This window comes from Pseudanabaena sp. CCNP1317 (assembly GCF_034931345.1).
GTDB lineage: Bacteria > Cyanobacteriota > Cyanobacteriia > Pseudanabaenales > Pseudanabaenaceae > Pseudanabaena > Pseudanabaena galeata.
The window spans coordinates 13,044-27,455 of sequence record NZ_JAYGIF010000061.1; the positions used below are offsets into that span (position 1 = coordinate 13,044).

Sequence of the window (14,412 nt, forward strand, 5' to 3'; positions counted from 1 at the left end):
CAAGTTAGTATTAGATATATTTTAATAGCTCAGTTTAATTGTCTTAAAAAAATCATTTAAATCAACATATAGCGCTTTTCAAGTAAGCGAGGTAAACAGGTTTGTTTCCCCGCCGAAGGTGGGGAAACAAACCCGTACTTCACTAGACTTAATAAACGCTATGTAAAACATAATAAATGACTAATTACAGTAATTTCTGCTGAAGGAATGGATATATTTTGTTGAAAGTATCTCTTTTGTAGTACGTTCAATAAAATCTAATTATTGATCCGATCATAAATTACTATAAATTATTCATCAATTTGATACTGACTTGATACTGACATTAATATTTATACAGGCTATCAAACGTAAAATTTCTAGCAGCAAAACCTATGACTAGCCTCAAAAATGTCCTTGAGGAGATCGTTGTCGTAGAGGTGCAAGAACAACTCAAGCACCTCAGCCCCACCGCCCGCGAAGCAATTAGCATTAGCGAGGTAGCAGCCTTTGCCCTCAATCGCTTGCCAGTACTCTATGCAAGTACGAGTCGAGGATGGCTGCAACAGCGCAAACGCGCCTACAACGAACTACAGCAGCAGACTGTTAGCGCAGTACAGCAAGCCCTGCTGGGCGTAAAGCGTGATCCTTTGCGGAAATCAACCAAAATTGAGGCTAGTAAAGTTGAAACCCCTGCCCATATTCTGGCAAAGCTACAAAAACTTTTTAGCAAGTCTTCTTTGCAATGGCAGGGTGTCCCACAAGCTTTTCAGGAAGCACTCACATTAGTTAGTCACACACCAGAATATGCGAGTCTAAGTATTAACGATCGCCATCGATTACGAGAAATTAAGGGCTATTTACAGCGTAAAGAATCCCATCAGACTGATCTCCAGTCTTGGCAAAACAACGTAGAATTACCCAATCCTGAACTAAAATCCTATATTCTTTCCGCTTCTTATTTCCTAATCAATGTTTTAGAAGATTTAGTAAAACAAGAAGTAAAAAGTCAATTGACCCACATGGCAAATGTTATGCCACGAAAAGTGGGAATTGATGATGTATGTGCATACGTACTAAATCGTCTACCCGCTTTGTATGCTACCTCTGAACAAGGTGTAATCTGGCAAACTAAAAAGGTTAAAGAGCAGCTATCTAGTCAGATTGAATCAACTGTGATTCAGTCACTCATGACTTTAGGAAAAACCCCTCGTCGTCTCGCCGATCCGATTCCATTACTCAAGTTTGAAGAAGAATGTGAACAAGCTATTAGTGAACTACGTTTAATTTTTCAAAGGGAAGATATTACATGGCGGAATATCGCAAACCTAGCGGAATATGCGATCGATCATGAGAGGCAGGGAATGACTTATTGGCGACAACAATGGCGAATGTTGGGTCAAATTTATAGTGAAATGTATTTACGTCCGGGGGATGCTGAGCTATCTCTTAGCCATAATTCAGAGGGAGAGGTCTTAATAGTACGCGCACATACTAAAGAAGCTTTTGGTTGGCTAGCAGATAACCCAAAAAACTTGGGTGTCAGTACTTTACGCCTTTTCCCTGCGGTTGCTGAGATTGAGCTTTATGGTTTTTTCTTAGATTTTTCGATTAATTACACCCGCGAAGAAATGGCTGCTGATGGAATTATATAAATTGTTAAATTGTGCGTTCTTCATCATACGTAATACCAATTCATAGCAAAACACAAAATGGCGTAGCTATTTTGTGTTTTGCTATGAATTGGGTTTTGTTTTTAATTCACGAAAGTGTAGCAACACTTTTGTGAATTGGTATAAATCTGTGAAGATTTGTTCGTAAGGTATACGACTTATTGTAGAGTCATAGGGCTGTTCTAGCTTTAACGGGGATCAGCCGTTAAAAAAGTGAAATTAAGTAGATTATTTGTATTTGCTTAGTTTTAATCATGGGGAAAGTTTGGTGAAAGTCCAACGCTGTACCGCAACTGTAAAGGTACTTAAGGGGTTTTGAAATTAGCTAACGCTAATTTCAAAACCAGACAACAAATTCTAAATATGTTGTTTTTAAGTTGATTTTCCCTTCAGGAAAATCAACTCAGGTACTTAAAGTCAGGATGCCCGCTAGAACTAGTTTAATTTGTCCATATCTGCGAGTTACAGAGTATGAATTTATCTAAAATTTTTGCCTCAGTTCAAGCTAAAGCATTAGCGATCGCCTTTGGTTTTAGCTTTTTAGTATTTGCTAGCCCTGCATCAGCGCACCATCCGATGGGCGGACGAGTTCCTAGCAACTTTTTTGAGGGCTTCATGTCAGGATTGGCTCACCCTGTAATTGGGCTTGACCACCTTGCTTTTATTGTGGCTGTAGGTTTATTTGCAGCAGTCAAGCCTCAAGGTTTCTTAATTCCCCTATTCTTTGTTTTATCGGCAATGCTTGGTACTGGACTGCACCTCATGGGTGTTAATTTGCCCGTAGTCGAGCTAGTGGTTCCAGCTTCGATTTTGCTATTTGGCGTTTTTCTAACCACCAAAAATAGCCCTAATGCATTAGTGATGATTGCTTTATCCGCAGTCTCAGGGCTATTTCATGGTCATGCCTATGGGGAAGCAATTTTTGGCGCACAGACTACCGCTTTAGTTTCCTATTTAGTTGGGTTTACCTTAATTCAACTAGTTATTTCGGGTTCCGCTTTTTTGGTTGGTCAGAAAGTCCTCAAAGGTGATTTCTCTCAAGTATCACCTAGCCTCAAATCAGCAGGTCTAGTCATTTGCGGAATTGGAGCTACATTTTTAGCCTCGAATATTTCTGCTCTACTGCTCCCTGTGCCTAAGGGTTAGATTATTTTGCGAAGTAGGGGCAATTCGTGAATTGCCCCTACTTCGCAATCTATAAAAATGTGGGCTTTTTAAAATTCTTAGAGACAAATTATGGCAGCGAAAATACCTGTAACTGTGATTACTGGCTTTTTAGGTAGTGGCAAAACTACCCTCATTCGAGAGCAGTTACAAAATAATCAAGGTCGGCGCATTGCTGTACTGGTGAATGAATTTGGCGAGATCGGCATTGATGGTGATTTGCTGCGTTCTTGTCGCGTTTGCGATGAAGATGGCACAGAGGTTACACCGAATATTGTGGAATTGACCAATGGCTGTCTTTGCTGCACCGTGCAGGAAGAGTTTCTGCCAACGATGCAGGAACTATTGAAAAGACGCGATCGCATTGATTGTATTCTCATCGAAACATCTGGTTTAGCATTACCCAAACCCTTAATCCAAGCCTTCCGTTGGCAAGAGATTCGTAATGGTGCAACGGTTGATGGTGTGATCGCCGTTGTGGATTGCGAGGCAGTTGCTAGTGGCAAATTGGTAGGCGATCTGGATGCGCTCAATGCTCAACGTCAGGAAGATCCCAATCTTGATCATGAAACTCCCATTGAAGAACTATTTGAAGATCAGTTAGCCTGTGCCGATTTGGTTTTATTAACGAAAACTGATTTGGTGGATGCTGACGCTCAAAATAAAGTCCATTCATGGCTCAAGCAAGAATTGCGCGATGGCGTTAAGGTAATTGCTTGTGATGAAGGCAAAATTAGCTCTGAGATTCTATTGGGCTTCAATGCTGCGGTTGAGGATAATCTCGATTCTCGTCCTAGCCATCATGACCATGAAGAAGAACATGAGCATGATGATGATATTAATTCGATTAATATCGTGACCGATCGCGCCTTTGAGCCGACTCAGTTATTAACATCGCTAAAACAAGCGATTGCCGATCAGGAAATCTATCGCATTAAGGGATTTGTCAATGTCCCGAATAAGCCGATGCGAATGGTGTTGCAAGGCGTAGGCGATCGCCTTGAGACTTCCTATGATCGCCTATGGGCTAGTGATGAAACTCGCCAAACCCGTTTGGTATTTATCGGTCAATCTTTAGAGCGATCGCAAATTGAAGCGGCGCTAAGTTTATAAGACCCTCACCCCCCTGCCCCCTCTCCCATTGGGAGAGGGGGAGAAATAGCTTTTCATGTTCCCCTCTCCCATTGGGAGAGGGGCTAGGGGTGAGGGCGACATCTATATTTTTTTGGAATATTCTCAATTGCAATCTACTACAGCTATTTGTCCCAGTCTCTTTAATGCCACCACTGCTCAAGATGGCATTCTTTCGCGTATCCGTTTACCTGCGGGATTAATTACTTCTACTCAGTGCGAAGCGCTACTACAGGTAGTCAATCAATTTGGTAATGACGAAATCCAAATTACTAATCGTGCAAATCTGCAAATCCGCACTAGTCAAGCTTTGCCCGAAGAAGTGCTACTAGATTTTCAAGATTATGGACTTGCTTCTAGCACCCAAAGCACCGACGGCTTGCGGAATATGATGGCTAGTCCTAGCGCTGGGATTGATGCTCACGCAAAAATCAATACAATTCCATTGGTTAAAGCATGGAATTTCTATCTATTACAGCATCCCGAACTAGCGATTCTTTCTAATAAATTTAGTATTTGTTTTGATGGTGGTGAAGCGATTAGGGTTAGCGATCTCCCTAATGATATTTGTTTGGTAGCGGTTGAAATTGATCAAGAGATTTATTTTGATTTGCTTTTAGGATTAGGCGATCGCGGCGATTCGCCAGCATCAGTGAATGTGTTAATCCCTGAAAACCAAGTCTTAGAAGTTCTTGCGGCACTAACAGAAGTTTATCGAGAATATACGCAGCAACAGCTAGAGCAGAAAACACATTCGCGATCGCGTCCTCCGAGATTACGAGAATTGCTGCATGATTGGGGCGTGGAAAAGTATCTTGATCTAGTTGAAGAGAAACTAAGATCCCCCCTACCCCCCTTGGGAAGGGGGGCTTTAGAAGTTCCCCTTCCCAAGGGGGATGCCGAAGGCAGGGGGATCACACCTCTAAACGAAGCAATAAGTTCCCACTTAGAGAGAGAGTCTTTTCAACATTTGGGAATTCATTCTCAAAAACAATCGGGGCTTTTCTATATTGGTGTGGTTGTTCCATTGGGAAGGTTAACTTCTCAGCAACTCACTGGTCTAAGTAATCTTGCTAAACAATATGGTGGTGGAGCTTTGCGGTTAACGCCTTGGCAAAATCTGCTGATTACGGATATTGCGGAAGCTGATCTTGAGCAGGTAACGCAGGAGATCTTGAATTTAGGCTTATATATTTCGGCTCATCATCCCTATGCTGCGATCGCTGCTTGTTCTGGTTATAAAGGATGTAAATCTGCTCATACTGATACCCAGTCAGATGCTAAGAAGATTGCCACTTATCTAGAAAGCTGTATGCAACTTGATCAACCGATCAATATCCATGTTTCAGGCTGTGAAAAGTCTTGCGCTCAGCACCATCCCAGTGATATTGCTGTGGTTGGAATGGGCGGAACTAATACAGAGACTTATAGAGTTTATGTAGGTGATGGTGATTCTAATTTTGGTAGAGAAGTATATGCGGAATATCCTGCTGACAAATTACCTGAGTTAGTAGAACAGCTATTGCGGAACTATCAAACTCAGCGTCAAAATTCTACACAAACTTTTAGAGGATTTATCAATCACTGATGTTATACCAAAACACAAAATGGCGTAGCCATTTTGTGTTTTTAAAACCCTTACTGGGTTTGGTTTTTAATTCACAAAAGTGTTGCCACACTTTCGTGAATTGGTATTACGTGGATAGAATTCCTACGATCATCTAAGTCTAGGGCTGGCACGGGGGCACAGCCCCTACAAAAATCTAAATTATTGGAGTAGGGGCAATCCCCCCGTGGTTGCCCTGCTTCGCTATTAGCTAGCAGCAAGAGGTTCATTATCTGAGTTCCACGTAACATCAGTCAATCAATAAAAAAGGCGGCGCATTGCGCCGCCTTTTTTATTTAGATATCCAAGTCCGCAAGTCCTAGTTTGGAACCATAGGTTTCAATAAACTCACGGCGTGGCGCAACTTTATCACCCATCAAAATCGTGAAGATGCGATCGGCTTCGGCAGCATCTTCGATGGTGAGACGTTTGAGCGATCGCGTGGCTGGGTTCATTGTCGTTTCCCATAGCTGTTGAGGCATCATTTCGCCTAAACCTTTAAAGCGCTGAATGTTGTAATTCGCATTGGGTGGGAAGGTGGCAATTAATTTCTGTAAGTCGTTATCGCTATAGCAGTACTGAGCGGTTTTACCACGCTCTAATTTATATAGTGGAGGACATCCAATATAGATAAAGCCGCGATCAAGCAATTCTCGCTGATAGCGATAGAAGAATGTCAGCAACAATGTCCGAATGTGCGCTCCGTCAACGTCCGCATCAGCAAGGAGGATGATTTTGTGGTAGCGCAGTTGGGACTCATTAAAGTCTTCACCTTTAATCCCCAACCCGCAACCTGTAATCAGGGCTTGGATTTCATTGTTTTTATAAATCTTGCTGTCATCGGCTCTCTCAATGTTGAGAACTTTACCACGCAATGGAAGAATTGCCTGATAGTGGCGATCGCGTCCTTGCTTAGCGCTGTTATGTACAAATACACCACTAGCAAGCGCAAAGTTGTGAGTGTTTGGCACTTCGATGTCATAAACATCAATGCGCTCGGTTAGATTCTCAATCTTGACAATGCGGTGATTGTAATTAGCAACCGCCTCAATCGCAAGTTCAGAATTACCTTCAAAATAGCGATCGCAGAATGTCTCAAATTTCAGAAGAGATTTATCGCGGGTATCAATCCGATGAGCACGATAGGCATCTAAATCAAGACAACCATTCTCAATTGCAACTTGCTTAAGGGCAGCTAAGGTTTTGCGGTAGTAGGTTTGTTGCAAGGCAGCTTTACGTTTCGCCCTAAAGCTATCTGTCCATTGCTCTTGAGTTTTTACACGCCGCCAATCGATCAAATCGCTATCTTGCCATTGTTGTTGGGCAATTTCTGATAAACGTTGTTTTGCTTCAGGATTTTGGGCGAAAAATTCTTTTGTTCTTGTAGATTGCTGCTGACGATGTTCAGGATTGCTCCAATATTCGCGCTGACTTTGATCTAACTGCTGGTAATTTTGTTGTTTATAATCAGGATTGCCCTCATAAAATTCACGCCACTTCGCAGTCATATAGGCTTTGTATTCAGCATCTTGCCACTGTGCTTTTGCCTGTTGCGAGAGGATTTCTCTGGTTGCAGGTTCTTGCATTCTCTGACTCATGTGATCGCGAAATTCCGCCGTAGTTTTTAATTGACGACATTTCTCGATGACTTCAGGACGATGCAAGGTTTTGGCAATGTGAACTTGATGCAATTGCAAATGCTCTAACTTTGGTAAACGTTTGAGATTAGTTGGATTGTTATTAAGTTTATTGAAATCAAGATGATGACAATGTTCTCCATCTTCGGCTTGGTAAGCACCTTGATAGCGGTTATACCAATCTGCGATCATGTGCGTGAACAACCAACCATCAGATTTGGGATTCCACACCATCTCGTAACCATCAATGGTAATACCCTTATCTGCTTTACTGGAAAGCTTGCGATAGAGCGGCATTAAAGAATCTTCAGTTGTCAGTTCAGCCGCCGCCCTGTAGGTGCGATCGCGCAGCATAAAAGGATGATCAGGCGTACAAATTAGCTGCTTACCATTATCTAAAGTGACACGAATTACCTCAGCATTTTGCTTAGTAATTCTGGCATTGATAATCCGCTCAACTCCAATCGTGCCATCGTTGCGAATCGTATAGCAGAAGTTTTGCTTGCCAGACTGTTCTTCTTCTACCAGTTGCTTGAAACTAATATTTCGTCCGTCAGCTAAGGCAACGAGCGTGTCACCCTCAAAACAGCCGCCTGCAGAATCTCCCTCAACAATGAAGATTTCGGATTCTTTGGGATCGCGAGAACTACAATCGGCAAGCTTTCCAGGTAAGGTCGAAGACTCTAGGGCGGATTTCCGACGGACTAGCTCACGGGCGCGACGGGCGGCTTCCGCAGCGTTAAAGGCTTGTAGCGCTTTCTCAATAATCGAAGTTGCCACCGCAGGATGAAACTCAAGATATTCATTGAGAACTTCACCCACAAAGGAATCAACAATACCTCTCACTTCAGTATTGCCTAGTTTAGTTTTAGTTTGCCCTTCAAATTCTGGATCGCCAACTTTGACCGAAATCACCGCCGTTAGACCTTCACGGACGTTTTCCCCAGCCAGATTTGAGTCGCCATCTTTGAGCTTTTTCAGCTTGCGTGCTGTGGCATTCATTGTGCGGGTCAAAACCGTTTTTAGACCCTCAAGGTGCGTACCACCATCAATGGTGCGGATGTTATTGGCAAAACCGAGAACATTATCGTTGTAGGAGTCAATGCACCATTGCAAAGCAACTTCCACCACCACATTATCGCGTTCACCATTCACATAAATAATGTCAGTATGAATCGGTTCCTTGTCGCGGGTCATGTAGGCGACGTATTCGCGAATACCACCTTCATAACAATAGATATCGGTGCGAAGTTCTGCACCACGGCGATCGCAATATTCGATTTTTACGCCAGCATTGAGATAGGCAAGCTCTTTGAGGCGGCTAGCGAGAATGTCGTATTCAAATTCAGTTTGAGTAGTGAAGATTTGCGGATCAGGCTTGAAACGCACCTGTGTACCGCGCCTTGTTTCTTGACTCTTGCTAGGGATGAGATCGCTAACAGGAAAACCGCGCTCAAATCTTTGGGTATAGACTGTATCCAAGCGCCATACTGATACCTCCACCCATTCCGATAGGGCATTAACTACGGAAATTCCGACACCATGTAAACCACCTGATACTTTATAGCCGCCATCGCCGAATTTACCACCAGCGTGGAGAACAGTCAGTACAGTTTCGAGGGCTGATTTACCAGTTTTGGGGTGAATGTCAATGGGGATACCGCGCCCATTGTCGGAGACTTGTACAGAGCCATCGGGCAGAAGCTCAACTAAAATGCGATCGCAATGTCCTGCAAGGGCTTCGTCTACGCTGTTGTCAACGACCTCAAAAACGAGGTGATGTAATCCTTTTGGCCCAGTTGTGCCGATATACATCCCAGGTCGTTTACGAACTGCTTCTAGACCCTCAAGTACTTGGATCTGATTGGCATTGTAAGTTTCTGTAACGATCTCAGGCATGAAGGTAAACAACTCCAAAAATTATGTCGCTTTTATGGATTTTTTTAAAGCTCTAAAAAATGATTTTAGGGGCGCTTTTGATGGTGTTTTAGGATGTCTTTTGAATAAAGACTCAAAAACACTCTGCCATTATAGCTTAAAAGCCTTACAGATATCTCAAAACCATCTTAGATTAAGTTTTTACACGACACATGTAGACAATAAAAATCTCAATCTAGATCTTTAAGACTGATAGTGAGGTTTCGCAAGACCTTCTGTTTTGAGGATTTATGTGTTGTGGGCAAAGATTCTGCTAGGATTGCTAATATGAAAATTTTAGGGATTGATCCAGGATTGGCAATTGTGGGGTTTGGCTTAATTGAGGTTGACAAACCTGCCACACCAAAACTCTTAGAATTTGGCACAATTGTGACACCGAAGCAAACACCGATTGGCGATCGCCTTAAGACTATTTATGAAGATATGCATACGCTGATCGAGCAGTTCCAACCGCAAGTGGTGGGAATGGAAAAGTTATTCTTTTATCGAATGGGAAACTTGGTAAATGTGGCTCAAGCTAGAGGCGTAATCGTATTAGTTCTCAATCAACACAATATTGAACCGATTGAGTTTTCTCCACCACAGATCAAGCAAGCTCTCACTGGTCATGGCAATGCTGATAAAAGTGATGTACAGGAAGCAGTAAAGCGGGAGTTAAGTCTTGATGCGATTCCACGTCCTGATGATGCGGCGGATGCGATCGCGGCGGCACTCACTTGTTGGCTAATTGCTTAGGGGAAAAAGTATAAGTCCCTATACAAGCAGCAATTCTCTTTATAAAAATTGTTTTTGCAAGTCCGCCAATGGCTGACTTGCAAAAACCGACTTTAGAGTTTACATCGCCAAAGTAAACTCTAAAGTCGGTTTCATAATGATAATTACTGCTATTACTAAGGTAATTATCACAAATTGACATTTTGGGTTAATCTAGAAAAAAGACAAAATAACGATATTTTATGCAATCTTTTCCACATCAGGGGCAATTAACAACTTGGAAAGATGATCGAGGGTTTGGATTTATTAAACCTGATGATGGGAGTAAAGAAGTTTTCTTACATATCAGTGTGTTAAAAGGTGCAAGTCGTCGTCCCATCGTGGGAGATACTATCTTTTACGAAAAAGTTACCGAAGAAAACGGAAAAATACGGGCTTCTAAAGCTTCAATTCAAGGTGTACTCAACCAACCTACAGGATCAAATCAAAGATTGCGTAATTCTAATCAAACGTCTAATAAGCAATCTACAGGTAAACAAATAAATAGAAATACACAAATCAACAAGCTCAATACGCATGGAGCAATACAGAAGGTGATCCCTGTCATATTTTTGATTGGCTTAGGGATTAGCTTAATTTCTCCTGCCATGAACTTTATGCGTGGTTGCAATATTAAAGGCAATATTTCTGTCAGTTCAGGGAGTAAGTTATATCATCTGCCAAACATGGAAGATTACGCTATAACCAACATTGATGTCAGCAAAGGAGAGCGATGGTTCTGCACAGAGGCTGAGGCGATCGCTAATGGTTGGAAGAAAGCACCGAGATAAAAGAAGCCAAAACTAGACATCGGCAAACTAAAATTTAAGTCTCTTTTTGATTTTTGCCAATATTCTCTGCGATCGCAGGTTCATTACTTGCCAATAACCCAAGCTGGGAATATTACTTTGGTATAACTGCTTGTGATCAAAAAACTCATTTAATTCCGTCAAAATTACCTGTAACCGCTTGATGATATTTTCAGCACGATACTCATCTAATAATGTTGGCGACAAAGATAACTTTTGATTGGTCTGAATCACTCTGAGAATCCTTTGCATATCAAACTCTTGTGAATATCCTGCAATCTTGTAACAGTTAAAAGCAGGATCTAAATAATCTGATAAGCCATGATTGACACTCGAAAAAACTTGGCAGCCACAGGCTAAAGCTTCCATTGGTTGTAGCCCAAATCCTTCGGTAACACCTTGAACTGCCCAATATTCTGCGGAATCATATAGATAGACCTTAGCGCGATTAAACAATCCTTCTAAATCTTCAACATAATAATCAATTACTTCTAAGCGGCATTTTTGCTGGAGCGAAGGAATCAATTGGCGCATCAGATAACTAGATGATTTGCGAGCCTGAACCAGTACATCTATATCGCGATCGCCTTGCCAATTTTGAAACTTGTCGGAAATCTCGTTTGGTAAATAATAAATTAACGAATGCGGCGATCGCTGTCCCCAATATCCGAGCGTATTACGACTGACGGTAATAATTGGCACGCTAGCGGGTAAATTAAATCCATAACCTGCGCTATGGGCATGGTAAATCGCATTTAAACGTTTTAGTTTAGGAGCTAGCTTGGCAACATCAAACCCCCAACTCATCACAAAAATCACATCATCCAAAGCTTGAAATGTATCACCACCCTTCAGCAAATCATCTAGCCATAAATGTCCTTGCTCTCGTTGACGATAGGTGACTACTTCCGCAGGACAAACTTTTTTAACTAATTCCAGCGTTTTTAGCTCAGCCCATAAGCCCCCACAAGCAAATTTATCAGTCGTCCCTGGTAATAAAAAGTATAGTCTTCTCATTTATTAAGCTCAAATATTAGGCTCAAATCCTTGTTAAACAAGTTTAGGTTAAAAGCGATAACCAGCAAAAAACTCCATTGGAGTTTCTTGCCTCTGTGGACTGTGGCTACATCTCTCAGTTATGCAGGTGGAGGCAGAGTTAGCGCTTTTGTTACAGATTATATAACAGGCGATTTTGGGGTGTTTCTGAGTTTTGCTGTGATGAGTTTGGCGATCGCCATAGCCCAGTGGTTAGTGATCAGGCGATATATTGGCGGCTTGGGATGGTTATGGACGACTTTAGTCGGTGGTGCTGTGGGCGGAGGGCTAAGTTCTTGGGCGAGTTTTCAATTAGCTATTACCTATGGCGAAGCAGTAGATTTATTAGCGATTTATGCTTGTTTACGGGGTTTTTCGACGGGATTTATGCAATGGACAATAATGAAACACCACTTTAAGCGATCGGGTTGGTGGATTGCGGGTACTACGGGCAGTTGGTATGTGGGCGTAATGGTGGGGAGTTTAATGATCAAGCAGTTGGGATATTTTTTAACGCTGGTGGTCGGGGGGATTTACGGATTTTTGACAGGGATCACCTTGCTTTTATTTTTCTGGGATCGGTTTAATTCCAAATAAATGAAGGCGGCGCGAAGCGCCGCCTTCATTTATTTGGACATTTTCTAGGCGCACTGAAGTTAAACTAAGACATAAGTTCATATGATGATTAGGCATGGCACTTTTTACACTGCGATCGCTCCGCAAAGATTTTGGCATCAAGGAAATCCTCAAGGATGCTAGTTTTAGCCTCGATGAAGGCGATAAAGTCGGGCTGATCGGTACAAATGGTTCGGGTAAATCCACATTACTTAAAATGATCGCGGGGCTAGAGCATAGTGATGGCGGTGAACTTTGGGTAAATTCCAGCGCCAAAATTATCTATTTACCACAGCAGCCAGACCTGAATGAAGAAAATACGGTCTTAGAACAAGTATTTGCCGATAGCGGCGAGCAAATGTCCCTAGTCAAGGAATATGAAGAAATTTCCGATAAGTTAACCCACGGACATGGCGATATGGATCGGTTGCTAGAGCAACTATCGCGAGTATCTGAACGCATGGATCAGACGGGGGCTTGGGATTTGGAGACTAACGCCAAAATTGTGTTAACTAAATTAGGAATTGATGATTTAGAAGCAAAAATCGGTAGCCTTTCAGGTGGGTATCGCAAACGAATTGCGATCGCCTCAGCATTACTCTCTGCACCTGATGTGCTTCTGATGGATGAGCCGACTAACCATCTTGACGCACTCTCGGTGGAATGGTTACAGAGCTATCTCAATCGCTATCGTGGTGCTTTATTGCTGATTACCCACGATCGCTATTTTCTAGATCGCGTTACCAATCGCATTATTGAAATTGATCGCGGCGATTTGTATTCCTATTCAGGCAATTATTCCTATTATTTAGAGAAAAAAGCGGAAGCAGAAGAGTCATCACTGAGTACGCAGCGTAAACATGCAGGACTATTACGGCGGGAATTGGAATGGTTGAAAAAAGGACCTAAGGCGCGGAGTACCAAGCAAAAGGCACGCATTGATCGCGCCCATGCTCTGCAAGCCACAGAATTTAAACAAGCCAATGCCAAGGTTGATATCACCACCGCAGGACGACGCATCGGCAAAAAAGTAGTGGAACTTGATCGCATCGGTAAATCCTATGGCGATCGCACTCTGATCAAAGACTTTTCCTATAACTTTACGCCTGAAGATCGCATCGGTATTATCGGCAGTAATGGCGCGGGTAAATCTACGCTGATGAATATTGTGACGGGACGTTTACAGCCCGACGAAGGCACGGTGGAAATCGGCACGACGATCCATTTTGGTTACTTCGATCAACATTCCGATGATCTTGCTGAACATGGTAATCAGCGAGTAATTGACTATCTCAAGGATGTTGCTGAATTGGTGAAAACCTCTGATGGAAGCATCATCACTGCTTCGCAAATGCTCGAGCGATTTCTCTTCCCTGGTAATACCCAATATGCGCCGATCAACAAACTGTCAGGTGGTGAAAAGCGGCGCTTATTCCTGCTGAAAGTATTGATGGCGGCTCCCAATGTCTTGATCCTCGATGAACCGACGAATGATCTCGATGTGCAGACCCTCGCTGTATTAGAAGAATATCTCGAAGAATTTAACGGCTGTGTAATTGTTGTTTCCCACGATCGCTATTTCCTTGATCGGACTGTTGAGATGGTTTTTTCCTTTGAAGCCGAAGGTGAAGTGCGCCTGTATCCTGGAAACTATTCTATCTATTTAGAATACAAGAAAGACGAGGCTGAGAAAGAATCTAGTGATGCAAAGGAGCAAGCTGCTAATAAAGCAACTAAAGAGCAGAAGTCCAGTAATATCGCACCATCTGCTCCTGAAACTGCTAAATCCAAAGTGGAATCCAAAAAAACTTCGCAACTTTCTTACAAAGAGAAGCGCGAATATGAGGAGTTAGAAGCAAAAATCCCCAAACTAGAAGCAGAAAAGACTCAAATCGAGAAGAATCTTTATCACAATCCGCCTAGTGGTCATACGGAATTACAGAAGCTATCCGCTCGCTTAGCCGAACTAACTATGGAGATCAATACATCCACTGAGCGCTGGCTAGAACTTGCCGAGCGAATTTAGAGAACAACAAAGGCAGCCCCAAACGTCCATCTTTGCTCTATTAAAA

General features: G+C 42.5%; 10 protein-coding genes and 1 riboswitch. Of the genes, 8 read left to right on the top strand and 2 right to left on the bottom strand.

Translation table 11 applies throughout. The features are described 5' to 3' along the window. Positions 1-374: 374 nt before the first annotated feature. From VB775_RS13375 to cobG, 4 genes are all read left to right on the top strand, one after another. On the top strand, positions 375-1,634 hold the full coding sequence (locus VB775_RS13375; RefSeq protein ID WP_281009255.1) for a late competence development ComFB family protein: 1,260 nt from the start codon (positions 375-377) through the stop codon (positions 1,632-1,634). A gap of 244 nt (positions 1,635-1,878) precedes the next feature. Continuing rightward, positions 1,879-2,101: riboswitch (cobalamin riboswitch) on the top strand. A gap of 22 nt (positions 2,102-2,123) precedes the next feature. Continuing rightward, on the top strand, positions 2,124-2,798 hold the full coding sequence (locus VB775_RS13380) for a HupE/UreJ family protein (protein ID WP_281009254.1): 675 nt from the start codon (positions 2,124-2,126) through the stop codon (positions 2,796-2,798). A gap of 90 nt (positions 2,799-2,888) precedes the next feature. Beyond that, a complete protein-coding gene (cobW, locus tag VB775_RS13385; RefSeq protein WP_281009253.1) occupies positions 2,889-3,929 on the top strand; it encodes a cobalamin biosynthesis protein CobW in 1,041 nt (346 codons plus the stop codon). A 127-nt stretch (positions 3,930-4,056) separates the two neighbouring features. Then, positions 4,057-5,535 carry a precorrin-3B synthase gene (cobG, locus tag VB775_RS13390; RefSeq protein ID WP_281009252.1) on the top strand — a complete coding sequence of 493 codons (1,479 nt, stop codon included), beginning with the start codon at positions 4,057-4,059 and terminating at the stop codon, positions 5,533-5,535. A 314-nt stretch (positions 5,536-5,849) separates the two neighbouring features. Here the strand turns inward: cobG and gyrB are convergent, their stop codons facing one another. After that, entirely contained in the window at positions 5,850-9,089 is a 3,240-nt protein-coding gene (gyrB, locus tag VB775_RS13395) for a DNA topoisomerase (ATP-hydrolyzing) subunit B (RefSeq protein WP_281009251.1), read from the bottom strand. A gap of 306 nt (positions 9,090-9,395) precedes the next feature. Between gyrB and ruvC the strand changes: the two genes are divergently transcribed. Together ruvC and VB775_RS13405 are read left to right on the top strand one after the other, a co-directional pair. Continuing rightward, positions 9,396-9,863, top strand: coding sequence for a crossover junction endodeoxyribonuclease RuvC (gene ruvC, locus VB775_RS13400; RefSeq protein ID WP_281009250.1), 468 nt, complete (start codon positions 9,396-9,398; stop codon positions 9,861-9,863). Positions 9,864-10,084: 221 nt separating this feature from the next. Further along, on the top strand, positions 10,085-10,672 hold the full coding sequence (locus VB775_RS13405) for a cold shock domain-containing protein (protein WP_281009249.1): 588 nt from the start codon (positions 10,085-10,087) through the stop codon (positions 10,670-10,672). A gap of 27 nt (positions 10,673-10,699) precedes the next feature. Here the strand turns inward: VB775_RS13405 and VB775_RS13410 are convergent, their stop codons facing one another. Beyond that, a complete protein-coding gene (locus VB775_RS13410) occupies positions 10,700-11,707 on the bottom strand; it encodes a glycosyltransferase (protein ID WP_281009248.1) in 1,008 nt (335 codons plus the stop codon). 30 nt (positions 11,708-11,737) lie between these two features. Between VB775_RS13410 and VB775_RS13415 the strand changes: the two genes are divergently transcribed. Both VB775_RS13415 and VB775_RS13420 read left to right on the top strand, forming a co-directional pair. Next, complete coding sequence (locus VB775_RS13415) at positions 11,738-12,322, top strand: hypothetical protein (RefSeq protein ID WP_281009247.1); 585 nt, start codon at positions 11,738-11,740, stop codon at positions 12,320-12,322. A 94-nt stretch (positions 12,323-12,416) separates the two neighbouring features. Beyond that, on the top strand, positions 12,417-14,366 hold the full coding sequence (locus VB775_RS13420) for an ABC-F family ATP-binding cassette domain-containing protein (protein WP_190578363.1): 1,950 nt from the start codon (positions 12,417-12,419) through the stop codon (positions 14,364-14,366). The last annotated feature ends 46 nt before the right edge of the window (positions 14,367-14,412 follow it).

Bases quoted from the DNA above. Each gene is read 5' to 3' on its own strand.
- VB775_RS13375 (WP_281009255.1), top strand. From the start codon at position 375: ATGACTAGCCTCAAAAATGTCCTTGAGGAGATCGTTGTCGTAGAGGTG.
- VB775_RS13380 (WP_281009254.1), top strand. From the start codon at position 2,124: ATGAATTTATCTAAAATTTTTGCCTCAGTTCAAGCTAAAGCATTAGCG.
- cobW (WP_281009253.1), top strand. From the start codon at position 2,889: ATGGCAGCGAAAATACCTGTAACTGTGATTACTGGCTTTTTAGGTAGT.
- gyrB (WP_281009251.1), bottom strand. From the start codon at position 9,089: ATGCCTGAGATCGTTACAGAAACTTACAATGCCAATCAGATCCAAGTA.
- ruvC (WP_281009250.1), top strand. From the start codon at position 9,396: ATGAAAATTTTAGGGATTGATCCAGGATTGGCAATTGTGGGGTTTGGC.
- VB775_RS13405 (WP_281009249.1), top strand. From the start codon at position 10,085: ATGCAATCTTTTCCACATCAGGGGCAATTAACAACTTGGAAAGATGAT.
- VB775_RS13410 (WP_281009248.1), bottom strand. From the start codon at position 11,707: ATGAGAAGACTATACTTTTTATTACCAGGGACGACTGATAAATTTGCT.
- VB775_RS13420 (WP_190578363.1), top strand. From the start codon at position 12,417: ATGGCACTTTTTACACTGCGATCGCTCCGCAAAGATTTTGGCATCAAG.